The following is a 15,330-nucleotide window of genomic DNA, read 5'->3' on the forward strand; positions in this document are numbered from 1 at the left end:
GCGGGGTGCAAAGGTAACAGCGTTTTTCCTAAACAACCAAATCTTTTTAAAAACAGGTGAATAATTCATGTGTTCAGCACCCGCTTTTCAGGCCCGGCTTAAGTCCTTTCACACTCAAACACGCCATGAGAAATACAGATTCCTTCCACCAAACAGGTTTCAGGTAAAACCTCCTTCAGCACAGGGACAGAGCAGGAAATGGGTCAGATCCGGCCAAAATAATCCTCCGGATAATTCACCCGCTCCAGGAACAAGCCATGTGCAGGAACGGCAAAATCCGCCAGGGTGCAATCACGGGCTTCGATCACGGCGCGGAATTCGTCCAGGCTAATCTTACCCCGACCCACCTTTAACATGGTGGCTGTTAATGCCCGCACCATGCCCCGCAGGAAACGATTTCCCTTCACGTAATAATGGAAGCCTTCCCCTGTCTCGATCCATTCACTTTCATGCAGGGTACATAAAAAAGTTTTTACCTGGGTATTGCGTTTGCTGAAACTGGTAAAATCGCGATATTCCTTCAGGATGGAAGCCGCAGCCCGCATGCTTTCCATATCCAGCACATAAGGGAAATAATAAGCCCGGTCATACAGGAAGGGAGTCTTACGGGTATACAGGTAATAACGGTATTCGCGGCTGATGGCATCAAACCTGCTGTGAGCAGATTCAGGCATCCGGTAAAGGCCATTTACCGCAAGATCATGGGGCAGTAGTGCATTCAGGTTGTACACAGAACGGTCTGTCAATTCAATCTCCGTATCGAAATGAAAATAGTTCTGCCTGGCATGAACACCGGCATCAGTGCGGGAGGAGCCCGTTAATAAGAGAGGAACCCTGAAAATGGTGGACAAAGCTTTTTCCAGTTCAGCCTGCACGGTATGCGCATTTTCCTGCCGCTGGAATCCGGCGTAGGATGTTCCTTTATAGGCTACCTCAATAAAATACCTCATCATGGTGCGAATGTAACACGATCCTTATCGATCTCCACTTCTACCCTGTCAATTGTATTGCCCTCCCTGACCTCATAGACCAGCACCCAGGTTTTGCCGGTATCCTTTCTGCTTATCAATCGCACAGGCGTCAGATCCTTTTTACCAGATTCGCCTGCTCCGGGCAAAGCGCCCACAGGCTTAAGATGCATGTCGGCCTTACCAGTACTGTCTTTTGCCTGCGTTCCTGCAGTTACAATGCTATTGAGGGGCACAGCTTCCGTATTGCTTTTTACCAGCTCCCCTGAAAGAGCAGTATCTGCATTTCCACTTTTTATTGGTGCTGCAATTTCAGCCTGTCCGGACAATTCGGAACCAGGTTGCACCTTGCGGGTCTCCGCAATCGGCCTTGGTCCGCCAATCGCCGTCTTTTCCACTATCCCTGCCTCGGTTTTACTTAGGGCTGTTTCATTTTTCCTGACCACTGCTTTTGAATAGAAGAGCACAGAACTGTCATTTACCACCTGGGAAAGCCTTACAGCAAAGGCGTCGCTTCTGCGGTACATCCCGGCATATTCGTCTTCCTGCCGGCCAAGGCGACGGGTAATGAGGGGTTCATTGTTACGCCAATCTACCAGTCGCCATCCCTCCTGCCGCATGTCTCTTAAAACCAGGCCCCGGTCGGTAGTGGTATCGGGCAGGGTGAACACAAACGCCGCCTGCTGCCTTCCCGGAAAACCTACGATTATATCGCCTTTCAGTTGCCCCAATGGCGCCAGGATTATATAATTACCGGATGAAGAAACGTAAAGGCTGTCAAGGGTTCGCAGGTAAAAAGGGCGGGATGGCTCCGACTCAATGTAGATGAATCCGGAAGATTGCGGCATGGCTATTCCCGGATAAAAAAACACCCCCAAAATCAGCAACAGATATTTCATGAAGCCCCCTGAATTATTAGACAAATCTAGTGAAACCGGCCCTTCCCAACCTTTCATACTTTTTTATGACAGTAATACAATATGTTCCAATAAATTTACCCGGCTAAAATACAAGTATGAAAAAAGGATTTATCAGTTCGCTGTGCATGCTGGCCGTATTCAGCACATATGCGCAAGTGCAGGGGCAAAAAGACGATAAAGCGATGGATGTCTATCGTGAAACACCAACCCGGATCAACAACCTGGTGCATACCAAACTGGATGCGCGATTTGACTATAGCAAATCTTACCTGTTGGGAAAAGCATGGATTACCCTCCAGCCTCATTTCTATCCCACCGATTCCTTAAACCTGGATGCAAAGGGGATGGATATAAAAACCGTTGCACTAAATGCCGGGGGGAAAAACACCCCGCTCAAATACCAGTACGATGGAATGAACCTCCGGATCCAGCTCAACAAGACCTACAAAAGGAATGAGAACTATACGGTATACATAGATTATGTTGCCAAACCAGATGAATTAAAGGTGAAGGGAAGCGCCGCCATCACCGATGCGAAGGGACTTTATTTTATCAATCCGAAGGGTGAGGATAAGACAAAACCGACCCAGATCTGGACCCAGGGTGAAACCGAAGCCACTTCGGTATGGTGTCCTACCATTGACCGTCCGGGTCAGAAAACCACCGAAGAAATTATGATGACGGTGCCTGACAAATACGTAACCCTCAGCAATGGCAAACTCATCTCGCAGAAAAAGAATGCTGACGGCACCCGCACGGATCACTGGAAAATGGACCTGCCGCATTCGCCCTATCTTTTCTTCATGGGAGTGGGCGACTACGCTGTTGTAAAAGACAGCTACAAAGGAAAAGAGGTAAGCTATTATGTAGAGAAGGAATACGAATCCGTTGCCCGCCGCATCTTTGGGCACACGCCGGAAATGATGGCCTTCTTCGGAAAGGTCACCGGCATTGAATATCCCTGGGTAAAATATGCCCAGATTGTCGGCCGCGACTATGTAAGCGGCGCCATGGAAAATACCACGGCCACCCTGCACCAGGAAAGCGCCCAGCAGGATGCACGTGAACTGGTTGATGGCAACCGCTGGGAAGATGTGATTGCGCATGAATTGTTCCATCACTGGTTTGGTGATTATGTAACAGCTGAAAGCTGGAGCAACCTTACCCTGAACGAATCATTTGCAGACTACAGCGAAACGCTCTGGAACGAATACAAGTATGGCAAGGACGCAGGAGATGCTGCGGGTTATTCTGCCATGCAATCTTACCTCAGTAATCCTGAAAACGCCTCCAAAAACCTGGCGCGTTTTCATTACCACGACAAGGAGGATATGTTCGATGCTGTCAGCTATCAGAAAGGCGGCAGGATCCTGCACATGCTGAGAAACCATCTCGGCGACAGTGCATTCTTCAAGGGCCTGAACAAATACCTGACGGAAAACAGGTTCAGGGCCGCGGAAGCCCACCAGCTGAGACTTGCTTTCGAAGAAATCAGCGGGCGCGACCTGAACTGGTTCTTCAACCAGTGGTATTACGGTAATGGTCACCCTAAATTAGATATCAGCTACAAATTTGATGATGCAGCCGGTAAGGTAACCGTGATTGTAAAGCAAACGCAGGAGGGCGAAAAAGTTTTCAGGCTTCCATTTGCCATTGATATTTATGAGGGTGGCAAAAAGTCCAGGTATACTGTTGAGATGAACTCCAGGGCAGATAGTTTCAGTTTTTCCTACAAACAGCGCCCCGACCTGGTTAATGTGGATGGCGATAAAATATTACTGGCAGAAAAGAAAGACCAAAAAACGCTGGGGCAATATGTTTACCAGTACAAACATGCCGGCAATTACCTTGATCGTCGCGAAGCCATCGAATATGCCGCAGGAAAGCAATCTGAGACCATTGCGCAAAACCTGATGCTGCAAGCCATAAAGGATCCTTATCATGGACTGAGAATCCTGGCGCTGGAAAAGCTTGACCTTAAGAATCCGGCCATTAAATCATCGGCAGAGAAAACAGTTGCAGAGCTTGCCGCAAAGGATCCCAGGGCGACTGTAAGGGCACAGGCGATTGGATTACTTACGGCCTATGATAACGCTGCATATACTGCCGTTTATAAAGCCGGCATTAAAGACTCATCCTACAGTGTGGCCGGCAAATCGCTTGAAGCACTGGCAGGGGTGGATAATGCGGCGGCTGTTGAAGCGGCGAAACAACTCGCCAAACAGCCGGTGAAAGGTGCGCTGGTAGTTTCCCTGACAACCGTGGCCGCGGAAAATGGCATTGAGGAATCTGTTGATGCCATTAACAAAGCCTTTGCGCAAATGCCTCTCTCCCAGGAAAAAGTAGAAATCCTGCAGCCATACGGTCAACTGCTGGCAAAAACCAATTCTGCTGATAAGGTAAAAACTGGTGTGGACCAGATCGTGCATTTCCGTGAAGCAGTTCCGGCACCTTATCGTACGCAGTTTGACGCGTTTATCAATAATATGATTCTGCAGGGTGTTCAGAATGCCTGGCAGAAAAAAGGTTCCGATGCGCAGGAACTGGTGGAATACATCAAACTGAAAAGAAGCGGTGATAAAAAAGGTTTCTGATTCTAACTGATTCCTTTCCCACCAGATCGGCGGGAATCATCAAACGAAATAAAATGGCCATTTAACAAAAGCATTGGATCGCTTTTATTAAATGGCCATTTGCATTAAAAAATTTACCAGTCACCGCCGGCACCGCCGCCGCCGAAACTGCCACCGCCGAATCCACCGAACCCGCCTCCGCCGCCACCGGACCAGCCACCACCTCCACCACCGGACCAGCCACCGCTACCCGGGAAAATGATGGGTGGCACATTGTTCCAGCGCCGGTAGCCCCTGCGGCTCATCATACCGCCATTGCTGCCGCCGCCGCGTGACATTACAAGCAGGACAATCACTATGATGATAATGATTAAACCAAGTGGCATCCCCTTTTGCCTGCCTCGTTTATTGTAGCCTTCCGGCGCCTTGTATTCACCCGCTGCGGCCCTGATCAGCGCGCTGGTGGCCTCATCAAGCGCCCGATAGTAGTTTCCGGCCTGGAGGTTGGGGATCATTTCGGTTTCCACGATTTGTTTGGCAGTGATATCGGGAATGGCGCCCTCCAAACCATAACCTGGCGCAATGAAAACCTTCCGTTTTTCACCTTCCCCCTGGCCGGTGGAAATAAGGATAATAATTCCGTTGTTAAACTCTTTTCCGCCTACCCCCCATTCGCGGCCAAGTTCTGTGGCATAATCGATCGGTTCCAGTCCATTCAGGGTTGGGACGGTAACCACAGCAATCTGGTTGGATGTACTGTCGTCGTATGCCACCAGCTTCGCTTCGAGTGAAGCTTTCTGGTCAGGGGTAAGAAGTCCTGCTGCATCATTAACCAGCCTGGCGGGACTGGGTTTGGGTAAAACCCTTTGTGCCGCCAGAGGAAGTGAGGCTGCAAGAACCAATAACAGTACAATAATTCGATTCATATAAACATGCTATGAGCGTTAATCCCCAAATACGATGTCATCGGGCAGCTCATTTTTATCGGTCGTTGGTTTATAGGGAAAATGATCCTGAAGCAGGTGTCCTATATCGTTAATGGCAAGGACAAGCCCATCCGCGTAGGCATTCTCTTTGAAGTGGTGAATGACCTGTGACAGTTCATTTTTCCAGAATTCAGGTCCTGCTATTTTATGGATGCCGTCGTCGCCCAAAATGGCCACCTGGTGATCTTTTGTGGCAACATAAACCAGTACTGCGTTTCGCTCCTGGGTATGATCCATTTTCAGGCTCCAGAATACTTCAGCTGCCCGGTCGAGAGGGTTCACATAACGACAACGGCTTTCTATGAATACCCTCACCTCCCCGCTGGTTTTTGTTTCCGACTCCCGGATGGCCTGAATGACCCGGGCGGATTCATCCGCAGTAAGGAAGTTGTTTTTTTTCCAAAAAGAAAATAATCCCATGCCTGATGATTAAAATTGAACCTGTGGAGCCTTCTCCGCGCCTGCTTCGGCCTGGAAACCATCCTTGGTCCTGAATCCAAACATGCCGGCAAAAATATTATTGGGGAAAGTGCGTACGGTACTGTTGTATTGCTGCACTGCCGCGTTGAAATCATTACGGGAAACCTTGATCCTGTTTTCCGTTCCTTCCAGTTGGGCCTGCAGGTCACGGAAATTCTGGTTGGCCTTCAGGTCGGGATAATTCTCTACCACAGCGAGCAACCTGCCGAGAGCGCTGCTAACCCCGGCCTGAGCCTGCTGAAATTCTGCCAGTTTTTCCGGAGTAATATTGGTCGGATCCACCTGAACCTGGGTTGCTTTAGACCTGGCTTCGATTACTTTGGTAAGCGTTTCCTGTTCAAAATTTGCTGCCCCTTTCACAGTTGAAACCAGGTTGGGAATCAGGTCCGACCTGCGCTGGTAATCACTTTGAACGTTCGCCCATTTATTTTTCACATTTTCATCGAGGCTCACCATATTGTTGTAACCACTGCAGGCACGAAAGCCAAATAACAGTACAACGCCAAGAATAATGATGATGATAAGATTTTTCGTGTTCATTGCCGAAATTTTAGTTGTGCTTTAAAAGTACAATAATCAAGACAAAAAAATGGGGCACCTGGTTGGGTGCCCCATTGAATTTATTATTCGTACACGATTAATTAGTGGTTTACCTTGAATGCTCAGGCATTCACCGCGGCAATTCCCGGTAATACTTTACCCTCAAAATATTCCAGCATGGCGCCACCACCGGTTGAAACGTAACTTACTTTTTCGGTATAACCGAATTGGTTAACCGCAGCTACGGAATCACCGCCGCCTACCAGTGAGAAAGCGCCGGCACCGGTAGCTTCAGCCACCGCATCCGCAATGGCTTTGGTTCCTTTCTGGAATTTTTCCATTTCAAACACTCCCATGGGACCGTTCCAGAGAATGGTTTTGGACCTTTTGATTACACCAGCAAATGCCTCACGGGCATCCGGACCAATATCCAGTCCCATCCAGCCATCAGGTATATCATCACTCTTGGCTGTTTTAGTATCGGCGTTTGCGTCAAACTTGTCTGCAATTACTGAGTCTGAAGGAAGATGAATATTCACTCCCTTTTCAGCCGCTTTCTTCAGCAGGCTAACAGCCATCTCCAGCCGATCGTCTTCACAAAGGGAGTTGCCGATTTTGCCACCCTGGGCTTTTTTAAAGGTATAAGCCATTCCTCCGCCGATAATGATATCGGTAGCCCTCTCCAGCAGGTTTTCTATAATGAGGATCTTGTCAGACACTTTGGCCCCGCCAATAATGGCAGTGAATGGGTTCTCTGCCTGGTGTAAGACTTTTTCAGCACTGCTCACTTCCCCTTCCATCAGGAGGCCGAACATCTTTTTATCTGCCGGGAAGAATTTGGCGATCACGGCAGTGGAAGCATGTGCGCGGTGTGCAGTACCAAAAGCATCGTTTACATAAACATTACCGAGTCTGGACAACTTCTCAGCAAAAGCTTCATCACCCTTTTCTTCTTCTTTGTAAAAACGGAGGTTTTCAAGTAGAAGCACACTGCCGGGTTGTAAGGAAGCGGCCGCATTGGTGGCAATTTCACCGATGCAGTCCGTGGCAAATGAAACAGGAGCGCCGTCCAGCAGTTTGCCAAGGTGATCAACCAGATGTTTCAGGGAATATTTTTCGGTGGGGCCGTCTTTGGGTCTTCCCAGGTGGCTCATCAGAATCACTTTGCCGCCATCTTTCAGGATTTTCTGAATAGTGGGTACTGCTGCACGCATGCGGGTATCATCTGTGATCTCATAACTGGCATTCAGGGGAACGTTGAAATCTACCCTGATCAGTGCAGTTTGCCCTGCAAAAGAGTATTGACTGAATTTACTCATACAATTAGATTTAAAAATACAGGTACCGGCAGCCATCCATCCGGGCTGGATGGGTGAATCTGCGGGGAACCGAAAAAAAGCGGGCATAACCCGCTTTTGAATTTTATTTGGAGATCAGTCCTGCAAAGTATTTAACGGTGCGAACGAGCTGGCTAACGTAGCTCATTTCGTTATCGTACCAGCTTACGGTTTTAACCAGTTGCTGATCACCAACCGTAACCACTTTGGTTTGGGTGGCATCAAAGAGGGAACCATAATGGATACCTATAACATCGCTGCTCACAATTTCATCTTCAGTATAACCGAAGCTTTCATTGCTGGCTGCTTTCATAGCTGCGTTAACTTCTTCTACAGATACTTTTTTACCGAGAACAGTGGTCAGTTCGGTCAGGGAACCGGTGATGGTTGGAACACGCTGGGCGCCGCCATCCAGTTTTCCTTTCAGTTCAGGCAATACCAGGCCGATAGCTTTTGCGGCGCCGGTGCTGTTGGGAACGATATTGGATGCTGCAGCACGGGCACGGCGCAGATCACCTTTGGGATGTGGTGCATCCAGTGTATTCTGATCATTCGTATAAGCATGTACGGTAGTCATGCTGCCGATAACGATTCCGAAATTATCATTCAGGGTTTTAGCCATCGGGGCCAGGCAGTTAGTGGTACATGAAGCACAGGAGATGATTTGCTCAGAACCATCGAGGATACTGTGGTTAACATTGTACACCACAGTCTTGAGATCGCCGGTTGCCGGGGCTGAGATCACCACGCGTTTGGCGCCGGCAGTAAGGTGGGCTGCGGCTTTGTCCTTGTCAGCAAAGAAACCCGTGCTTTCAATCACTACATCAACACCATGGTTACCCCAGGGAATTTGTGAAGGATCTCTCTGCGCATATATTTTTATTTCATCACCGTTTACAAGGATGGCGTCGGCTGTTGCCTTTACATCGGCATCAAAACGGCCCTGGGCGCTGTCGTATTTCAGCAAATGTGCCAATACAGCCGGGGATGTGAGGTCATTGATCGCAACTACATCAATTCCATGCATGTTATATATCTGGCGGTAAACCAGTCTTCCGATCCTACCGAAACCGTTGATGGCAACTTTTACAGTGCTCATAATGTCAATTTTGTGATTTGGTTTTAAATTAAATGCGGCGCTAAGTTACTATTTGGAAGGGGCAATAAAAATTTTCGAATTTTTTTTGGTAGAAATAAATCGCTCCCTATCTTTGCACTCCCAAAAGGGAAATGCCGCGTTGGTCAATCGGTTAAGACGCATCCCTTTCACGGATGAATGACGGGTTCGATTCCCGTACGCGGTACAAGAAAAAGGATGTCAATCGACATCCTTTTTTCATTTATCATTTTATCAGGCTGCTTTGTATTTAATGATTTTATCCTTCAGGTCATCCGGGCGGAAAGGTTTGGGCAGGAAATCATTAAAGCCCTTGTGATAGAGATCCTCCATCATGTTTTCATATACTGCCGCAGTAAACGCAATCACCGGGGTTTTGGGAAATTCCTTGCGTACCACAGCGACCACTCCGGCCCCATCAATCAATGGCATTTCAAGGTCAACCAGCAGCAGATCAAATGGCTGCCGGCGGATGGCTTCAAGGGCTTCTAATCCGTTAACAGCCGTAGTAAGCGTAACGCCCCATTTTTCAAGGAATTTTTTAACCACCATCATATTGATCGGATTATCCTCAGCAACGAGTATCCTCATTCCATCCAGGCAGGTTCTTTCCTCAGCAACCGCGGGGTTTCCTGAAAGCTCAGAAACACCCTGTACCGGCAATTGAATAGTAAAGGAAAAGCAGGAGCCCTTTCTTGGTGCGCTTTGCACCTGCAGTTCCCCACCCATCAGCGAAACAAGATATTTACTGATAGCCAGCCCCAGTCCCGATCCGCCATATTTGCGGGTGGTCCTTGCATCTGTCTGGTAGAATTTATCAAAAATCCTGTGTTGCTTTTCCCTGGGTATGCCGATACCTGTATCCACAACCGAAAACTGGATATTTATGGCATCGCGTGAATGAATGATGGTCTTTGCCGATAATGTCACCTGGCCTTTCTCTGTAAATTTCAGGGCATTGGAAAGGAGATTATTCAACACCTGGTTTAACCTTAGTTCATCCCCCATGACAGTAATTCCAGCAGGCAGGTCTGATTCCACTTCGAACTGTAATCCGCGGGATACAACTTCCGGCTGGAAGACCCTTCCGAGTTTCTGCAGGAGGCCCGGAAGCACAAAAGGAACTTTTTCAAGCTCCATCTTATCTGCCTCCAGCTTACTGTAGTCAAGCACATCATTCACAAGCTGCAGCATATGCTCGGAAGAATCCTTCAACACATCCAGCATTGGCTTCTGTGATCCTGTTGTGGTTTCCTGCAGCATCAGGTTCGTGGTACCAATGATCGCATTCAATGGGGTCCTTAATTCATGGCTCATATTGGAAAGAAAGCGCGATTTAACCATTGCGGCCCTTTCGGCCTTCTCCTTTGCTTTCAGGGTTTCCACTTCGGCTATGCGTATCTGGGTAATATCCAGTATACTCATTTTAACGAAGCGCTTCCCCTGGTGTTTAAACTGAACAATGTTTGTATGCGCATAAATCGGCATTCCGTCGAGGTGTTCAAATTCCATATTACTCATCCATGGAACCATGGTGGAATTGTCGCGAATTTTAAATGACCTGACAACATTCAAAGCCTCCCGCCCTAAAAGTTTGCCAACGGTGTGTTCCCTTACTGCTTCCTTACTATCGAAACCGAACAATTCCAATACGCGCTGGTTGCAGTCCACTACCGATTCATCATCCAGGTCTATAATAAAACTGGCATCAAGGGATGTATTAAAGATTGTATCGGCAAATTCCTTCTCACTTACCATTTCCTGCTCTTTAACCCCAAGGGTCTTAAGGATCGAATAACCGACAATGGCGGTGAAGATCAGAGACAGGGACAGGTTAATCCTAAAGGAATAGTGAAAACCGTTGGCAGTGGGATCAGGACTCTGTATTTCATAGGGAGAAAAGATAAATGTCAACCCGAGGAATGTCATGGTGATGGCTTCTGTTACAATCAGCTCCTGGCTGATCCTGCTATCGATCAGGAATACCAGTGAGAAAATCACCGGAAAATAATAGAGGTAAGTTCCGGTTTTAAGACCTGCAAAATAGCAGGCCATGAACAAGGTGGCATTAATGGTACCGATTACCAGCCATTTTGCCTGTGTTTCACGATTATAGAGCCGCATAAGATACGCACTCATCAGCCCGGTACAGGCCAGTAAAAATACGAGTGCACTGCCATACTGGCTTACCCAATAGCTTAGCAGAACATTGAGTGCCGTTACCCCAATACCTATTTCCGTAAGGGATTTCAGGGGTGTTATGCCTGCTTTCCGCTGCCTTTCGTAAAAATCCTCGGCCAGCTGATCCCAAAATTTTATGACCGGGAATACTACACTGCTCAGGTATTTCGTTTTCATATTGAAGAATAAACGATTGCTATAGTCCAAAATTGTATCCTATGCCGGTAACCACACCATTTACTTACGAATTCAGTGCGGTGTTTGACAAGGACTTCCTGCTGGAGGTCCATGATAACGACCTGTATGCCATTGCTGAAATTTTCGATACAGCCAGGAAGCAGATTAACAATGAAATTGAACTAAGCAAACCTTTTGCTGACATTGGCGATGCAGAAAGCCTGAGGCAACGCTTTCATCGCATTAAACCGCTATGGGGATTTGCCGGACTGCATTTCTGGCAGCAACATGTGCAGGTATTTGAAGATTTCTGCGGCCGGCGTCCGGCCAGGGAAAACCTGACAGAATCCTACCAGCGACTTATCCAACAGATGGAAGTGGGACTTAACCTGCTCGAACTGGAAGCAACCCGATTGAAAACCTATTTGCAATGATCTCCTATGTTAATTACCGCCATTATTGTTGAAGACCAGCCAATGTCCGCCGATATCCTGAAAAAATTCTGTGAACGTTCCGGCAATATCCGTTTACTGCACCATTTCCCCGACGCCATTGCTGCCGGGCATTTCCTGCAGTCGAATAAAGTTGACCTTGTTTTCCTGGATGTTGAAATGCCGGGCCCCAGCGGCTTTGACCTGCTTGATCAGCTTAGTTGCAAACCGCATGTGATTATGACAACGGCAGACACCGGGTATGCCTTTACCGCATTTGAGTACCATGTGACCGACTACCTGAAAAAACCATATACTTACCAGCGTTTCAGGGAAGCAATTGAAAAGATAACGCCCGCTTCAGCACCCATCAAGGCAGCAATCCCGGCAGAAAAGTCGCCCTTAGAAGAAGATATCTTTATTAGGTGCAACGGTCAGCTGGTGAAACTGAAAAGCTCTGAAATCCTGTATATTGAAAGCATGGGAGATTATGTCCGCTTTGTCACCAAAGACAAAAAATACATTACACACAACAGCATGAAAAAGCTGTTATCTCAGATAAACCCCGATATTTTCTGTCAGGTTCACCGTTCCTACATTATCAATATTGACAAGCTGAATGATTTCCGGGATAATAATGCCAGCATTGAAGGCCATCTAGTACCAGTCAGCAAATCCAATAAAACAAAGGTGCTGAACCAGATCCGGATCCTGCAATAGTTTGGTACAGACCATTCACCGGCAAAAAGGATGCGTTCATCTAATAAAATTGCAGAAGCGGAAAGACCGGCGCATCTTAGCATCAGGTTGTAATTCCCGTCAATTTTTCACTACCAGAAACCTGAGAATGGGCTTTCACTCTGGACGGTAAGAGCCCATTCTCCGGCAGGTTTCCCCAGGATCACCCCTGTAACCAGTTTTTCAGGTATTTCCCAATCAGGTTCGCTTCCACCAGAAAACCATCGTGACCGAACATTGAATCTATTTCAATATAAGTGGCCCGGGGCATGGCAGCAGATATCTTTTGCTGTTCAATTACGGGGCATAAGAGATCACTGGTGATGCCCATTACCAGGGTCGGCTGGCCAATTCCGTTCAACACCTCCGGAATGGAACCACCTTTCCCCCTTGATATATTATGACTGTCCATGCTCTTGGTCAACAGCCAGTAAGATTGTGCATTAAACCTGTTTACCAGTTTTTCACCCTGGTAGCGCATATAGGAGGCCGCTTTGAAATTGTCTGTTTTATCTGCGTCGGGGTCCTGCTGCTGCTGAATCATGGCGGTATAATTGCGGTAGGTAAGCATGCCAATGGCCCTCGCCGCCTTTAATCCGGCTGCCCCGGCTTTCTCAGAATCCTCTTTCCAGGAAGGGTCGGCTTCTATTGCCATCCGCTGAGCTTCGTGAATAGCGATTCCCCAGGCGCTTTCCGCCGCAGAAGTTGCAATCAGGAAAAGTTTTTGGACAATTGAAGGCTCGCTGATCGCCCATTCCAGAACCTGGTAGCCACCCATGCTGCCACCCATCAGAAGGGAAACAGTAGATATATTCAGGTGCCTGCGCAACAGGATATGAGCATTTACCATGTCCCGGATGGTTACCACCGGAAACCGGTTATAGTATGGAGTTCCGGTTTCGGTATTTTGTGACAGCGGGCCGCTGCTACCGTAGCAGGATCCAATGATATTGGCGCAAACAATAAAATGGTCATCCGGATTGATGGTACATCCGGGTCCTACCAGCCCAGGCCACCAGGATTCAACATCGGCATTTGCAGTCAATGCATGGCAGACCCAGACCACATTTGAGCCCGATTCATTAAGTTTTCCGTAGGTATGATAAGCAATTTCGATCCCGGGCAGGACGCTGCCATTTTCCAGGTGAAAGGGCTTTTGTGATACAAATCGATGAAGCATAACTGCAAAATAAACCCTCCCACCGTTACCTTTGTTGCTTATTCAGAAAAAATTACTGACCAGATATGATTAAAATTGATATTATCCGTCAATCAGGAGATTATGGATTTGAAGCCAGCGATGCTTATGGCCATAAGGTAAGGATTGATACCAGTCCGGAAACAGGCGGCACCAATTACGGGGTACGTCCCATGCAATTATTACTGATGGGACTGGGTGGTTGCAGTGGCATTGATGTGGTAAGCATCCTGAAAAAGCAACGACAGGAAATCAGTCATTTTTCCATGCACATTGAAGCCGAACGGGAAACCGGAAAGGAGCCTGCACTCTGGAAATCGGCCACCATAGTTTTTAGCCTGTCGGGAAAAATTGATGTGGACAAGGCCAATCGTGCCGCCCAGTTATCGATGGACAAGTATTGTTCCGTTGCGGAAACCCTGCGCCGGGGCGGTTGTGAGATCCACTGGGAAGTAAGGATTGGGCAGTAAGGGATTTCAGCTATCAGCCACTAAAAATCATACATCCAGTTATGCATCCAATATCAAAGGCAATCAGGACCCAGATTGATCGCACAAATGAAATGGAACATTCTCAACCCATGTTCCTGACCAGCAGTTTTTGTTTTGACAATGCGGAGGAGATGAGGGCCGCTTTCGCAGATGAAACCGATGACAATATTTACAGTCGTTTCAGTAACCCGAACGTGCAGGAATTTGTAGACCGGATGTGCGCTCTGGAGGGAACGGAAGCCGGATTTGCGACCGCATCGGGCATGAGTGCCATTTTTGCCAGTTTTATGACCTTCCTGAAGCAGGGAGACCACCTGCTGAGTTGCCGTAGTATTTTTGGCAGCACACACACAGTAATAACCAAATACCTTCCGAAATACGGCATCAGTCACAGTTATGTGGACGCCGGCGACATGGCTGCCTGGGAAGAAGCAATCAGGCCTGAAACCCGGATGATATATGTCGAAACGCCTACCAATCCTGCCCTGGAGATCATTGATATGGAGACCCTGAGCAGTTTGGCGAAAAAACACGGGCTGATCCTGGTGGTTGACAACTGCTTTGCGACGCCTGTAATCCAGCGGCCGGCAGATTTCGGGGCCGACCTGGTGATCCATTCTGCCACAAAGTGGCTGGATGGACAGGGGAGGGTTTTGGGCGGAGTAGTATTGGGTAAAAAAGAACTCATCAAGGATGTCTACCTTTTCTGCCGAAGCACGGGGCCATCCTTGTCGCCGTTTAATGCATGGCTGCTAAGCAAGAGTCTTGAAACGCTTGATGTGCGGATGGAAAGACACGCTTCCAATGCGTTCTACCTGGCACAACAACTGGAAGGTCATGCCAGACTGAGCCTGGTAAAATATCCTCAATTGCCGTCACACCCGCAATATGCCATCGCCCAAAAACAAATGTCAAATGGAGGAGGCATTGTATGTTTTGAACTTAAAGGCGGAATTGATGCCGGAAGGAATTTCCTCAATGCATTAAGGATGTTATCCTTGTCAGCCAACCTTGGTGACACGCGGAGCATAGCATCCCACCCGGCCAGCACCACCCATGCCAAGCTTACCGAAGCTGAAAGGGCAGCGGTGGGTATCAGTGCCGGCCTGATCAGGATATCAGTCGGGCTGGAGAGAAAGGAAGACATCCTGCAGGACATCCTGCAGGCGTTGGAAAAAGTATCAACTTAACCC

General features: G+C 48.0%; 14 protein-coding genes and 1 tRNA gene. 6 read left to right on the forward strand and 9 right to left on the reverse strand.

What is annotated here, in order from left to right; genetic code table 11:
* Positions 1–203: 203 nt before the first annotated feature.
* Positions 204–953, reverse strand: a complete 750-nt coding sequence (gene truA / locus BC349_RS18125) for a tRNA pseudouridine(38-40) synthase TruA (RefSeq protein WP_246457058.1) — start codon at positions 951–953, stop codon at positions 204–206.
* Positions 950–1,867 carry a hypothetical protein gene (locus BC349_RS18130; protein ID WP_187258211.1) on the reverse strand — a complete coding sequence of 306 codons (918 nt, stop codon included), beginning with the start codon at positions 1,865–1,867 and terminating at the stop codon, positions 950–952. The genes truA and BC349_RS18130 overlap by 4 nt, the downstream gene beginning before the upstream one ends.
* Before the next feature lie 116 nt (positions 1,868–1,983).
* Here BC349_RS18130 and BC349_RS18135 point away from each other — a divergent pair, with 116 nt between their 5' ends.
* A complete protein-coding gene (locus tag BC349_RS18135; protein ID WP_187258212.1) occupies positions 1,984–4,482 on the forward strand; it encodes a M1 family aminopeptidase in 2,499 nt (832 codons plus the stop codon).
* Between the two features lie 113 nt (positions 4,483–4,595).
* Here BC349_RS18135 and BC349_RS18140 read toward each other — a convergent pair whose 3' ends face one another.
* The 5 genes from BC349_RS18140 to gap all read right to left on the reverse strand — a co-directional run bounded on the left by BC349_RS18140 (position 4,596) and on the right by gap (position 8,903).
* On the reverse strand, positions 4,596–5,387 hold the full coding sequence (locus BC349_RS18140) for a TPM domain-containing protein (RefSeq protein WP_187258213.1): 792 nt from the start codon (positions 5,385–5,387) through the stop codon (positions 4,596–4,598).
* 18 nt (positions 5,388–5,405) lie between these two features.
* On the reverse strand, positions 5,406–5,867 hold the full coding sequence (locus BC349_RS18145) for a TPM domain-containing protein (protein WP_187258214.1): 462 nt from the start codon (positions 5,865–5,867) through the stop codon (positions 5,406–5,408).
* Positions 5,868–5,876: 9 nt separating this feature from the next.
* Positions 5,877–6,467: a LemA family protein gene (locus BC349_RS18150; RefSeq protein WP_187258215.1), complete on the reverse strand. Its 591-nt coding sequence runs from the start codon at positions 6,465–6,467 to the stop codon at positions 5,877–5,879.
* 122 nt (positions 6,468–6,589) lie between these two features.
* Complete coding sequence (locus BC349_RS18155; RefSeq protein WP_187258216.1) at positions 6,590–7,786, reverse strand: phosphoglycerate kinase; 1,197 nt, start codon at positions 7,784–7,786, stop codon at positions 6,590–6,592.
* A gap of 103 nt (positions 7,787–7,889) precedes the next feature.
* Entirely contained in the window at positions 7,890–8,903 is a 1,014-nt protein-coding gene (gap, locus tag BC349_RS18160; protein ID WP_187258217.1) for a type I glyceraldehyde-3-phosphate dehydrogenase, read from the reverse strand.
* Positions 8,904–9,036: 133 nt separating this feature from the next.
* Between gap and BC349_RS18165 the strand changes: the two genes are divergently transcribed.
* Positions 9,037–9,108, forward strand: a tRNA-Glu gene (locus tag BC349_RS18165).
* A gap of 47 nt (positions 9,109–9,155) precedes the next feature.
* On the opposite strand, the gene BC349_RS18170 is transcribed toward BC349_RS18165, so the two are convergent.
* A complete protein-coding gene (locus BC349_RS18170; protein ID WP_187258218.1) occupies positions 9,156–11,279 on the reverse strand; it encodes an ATP-binding protein in 2,124 nt (707 codons plus the stop codon).
* A 41-nt stretch (positions 11,280–11,320) separates the two neighbouring features.
* Here BC349_RS18170 and BC349_RS18175 point away from each other — a divergent pair, with 41 nt between their 5' ends.
* Both BC349_RS18175 and BC349_RS18180 read left to right on the forward strand, forming a co-directional pair.
* Complete coding sequence (locus tag BC349_RS18175; protein WP_187258219.1) at positions 11,321–11,713, forward strand: hypothetical protein; 393 nt, start codon at positions 11,321–11,323, stop codon at positions 11,711–11,713.
* Between the two features lie 6 nt (positions 11,714–11,719).
* Positions 11,720–12,430 (forward strand): LytR/AlgR family response regulator transcription factor, encoded by a 711-nt coding sequence (locus tag BC349_RS18180; protein WP_187258220.1) that lies wholly within the window; start codon positions 11,720–11,722, stop codon positions 12,428–12,430.
* A 181-nt stretch (positions 12,431–12,611) separates the two neighbouring features.
* On the opposite strand, the gene metX is transcribed toward BC349_RS18180, so the two are convergent.
* Positions 12,612–13,628 (reverse strand): homoserine O-acetyltransferase MetX, encoded by a 1,017-nt coding sequence (metX, locus tag BC349_RS18185; protein ID WP_187258221.1) that lies wholly within the window; start codon positions 13,626–13,628, stop codon positions 12,612–12,614.
* A 65-nt stretch (positions 13,629–13,693) separates the two neighbouring features.
* Between metX and BC349_RS18190 the strand changes: the two genes are divergently transcribed.
* Together BC349_RS18190 and BC349_RS18195 are read left to right on the forward strand one after the other, a co-directional pair.
* A complete protein-coding gene (locus tag BC349_RS18190) occupies positions 13,694–14,116 on the forward strand; it encodes an OsmC family protein (RefSeq protein ID WP_187258222.1) in 423 nt (140 codons plus the stop codon).
* Between the two features lie 41 nt (positions 14,117–14,157).
* Positions 14,158–15,327, forward strand: coding sequence for an O-succinylhomoserine sulfhydrylase (locus BC349_RS18195; protein ID WP_187258223.1), 1,170 nt, complete (start codon positions 14,158–14,160; stop codon positions 15,325–15,327).
* The last annotated feature ends 3 nt before the right edge of the window (positions 15,328–15,330 follow it).

Source organism: Flavihumibacter stibioxidans (genome assembly GCF_014332695.1).
Taxonomy (GTDB): Bacteria; Bacteroidota; Bacteroidia; order Chitinophagales; family Chitinophagaceae; genus Flavihumibacter; species Flavihumibacter stibioxidans.

What these genes read in the sequence shown, in the direction of transcription:
- metX (WP_187258221.1), bottom strand. Translation starts at nt 13,628, where the DNA reads ATGCTTCATCGATTTGTATCACAAAAGCCCTTTCACCTGGAAAATGGC.
- BC349_RS18145 (WP_187258214.1), bottom strand. Translation starts at nt 5,867, where the DNA reads ATGGGATTATTTTCTTTTTGGAAAAAAAACAACTTCCTTACTGCGGAT.
- BC349_RS18155 (WP_187258216.1), bottom strand. Translation starts at nt 7,786, where the DNA reads ATGAGTAAATTCAGTCAATACTCTTTTGCAGGGCAAACTGCACTGATC.
- BC349_RS18190 (WP_187258222.1), top strand. Translation starts at nt 13,694, where the DNA reads ATGATTAAAATTGATATTATCCGTCAATCAGGAGATTATGGATTTGAA.
- BC349_RS18135 (WP_187258212.1), top strand. Translation starts at nt 1,984, where the DNA reads ATGAAAAAAGGATTTATCAGTTCGCTGTGCATGCTGGCCGTATTCAGC.
- gap (WP_187258217.1), bottom strand. Translation starts at nt 8,903, where the DNA reads ATGAGCACTGTAAAAGTTGCCATCAACGGTTTCGGTAGGATCGGAAGA.
- BC349_RS18170 (WP_187258218.1), bottom strand. Translation starts at nt 11,279, where the DNA reads ATGAAAACGAAATACCTGAGCAGTGTAGTATTCCCGGTCATAAAATTT.
- BC349_RS18150 (WP_187258215.1), bottom strand. Translation starts at nt 6,467, where the DNA reads ATGAACACGAAAAATCTTATCATCATCATTATTCTTGGCGTTGTACTG.
- BC349_RS18130 (WP_187258211.1), bottom strand. Translation starts at nt 1,867, where the DNA reads ATGAAATATCTGTTGCTGATTTTGGGGGTGTTTTTTTATCCGGGAATA.
- BC349_RS18180 (WP_187258220.1), top strand. Translation starts at nt 11,720, where the DNA reads ATGTTAATTACCGCCATTATTGTTGAAGACCAGCCAATGTCCGCCGAT.
- BC349_RS18195 (WP_187258223.1), top strand. Translation starts at nt 14,158, where the DNA reads ATGCATCCAATATCAAAGGCAATCAGGACCCAGATTGATCGCACAAAT.
- BC349_RS18175 (WP_187258219.1), top strand. Translation starts at nt 11,321, where the DNA reads ATGCCGGTAACCACACCATTTACTTACGAATTCAGTGCGGTGTTTGAC.
- truA (WP_246457058.1), bottom strand. Translation starts at nt 953, where the DNA reads ATGATGAGGTATTTTATTGAGGTAGCCTATAAAGGAACATCCTACGCC.
- BC349_RS18140 (WP_187258213.1), bottom strand. Translation starts at nt 5,387, where the DNA reads ATGAATCGAATTATTGTACTGTTATTGGTTCTTGCAGCCTCACTTCCT.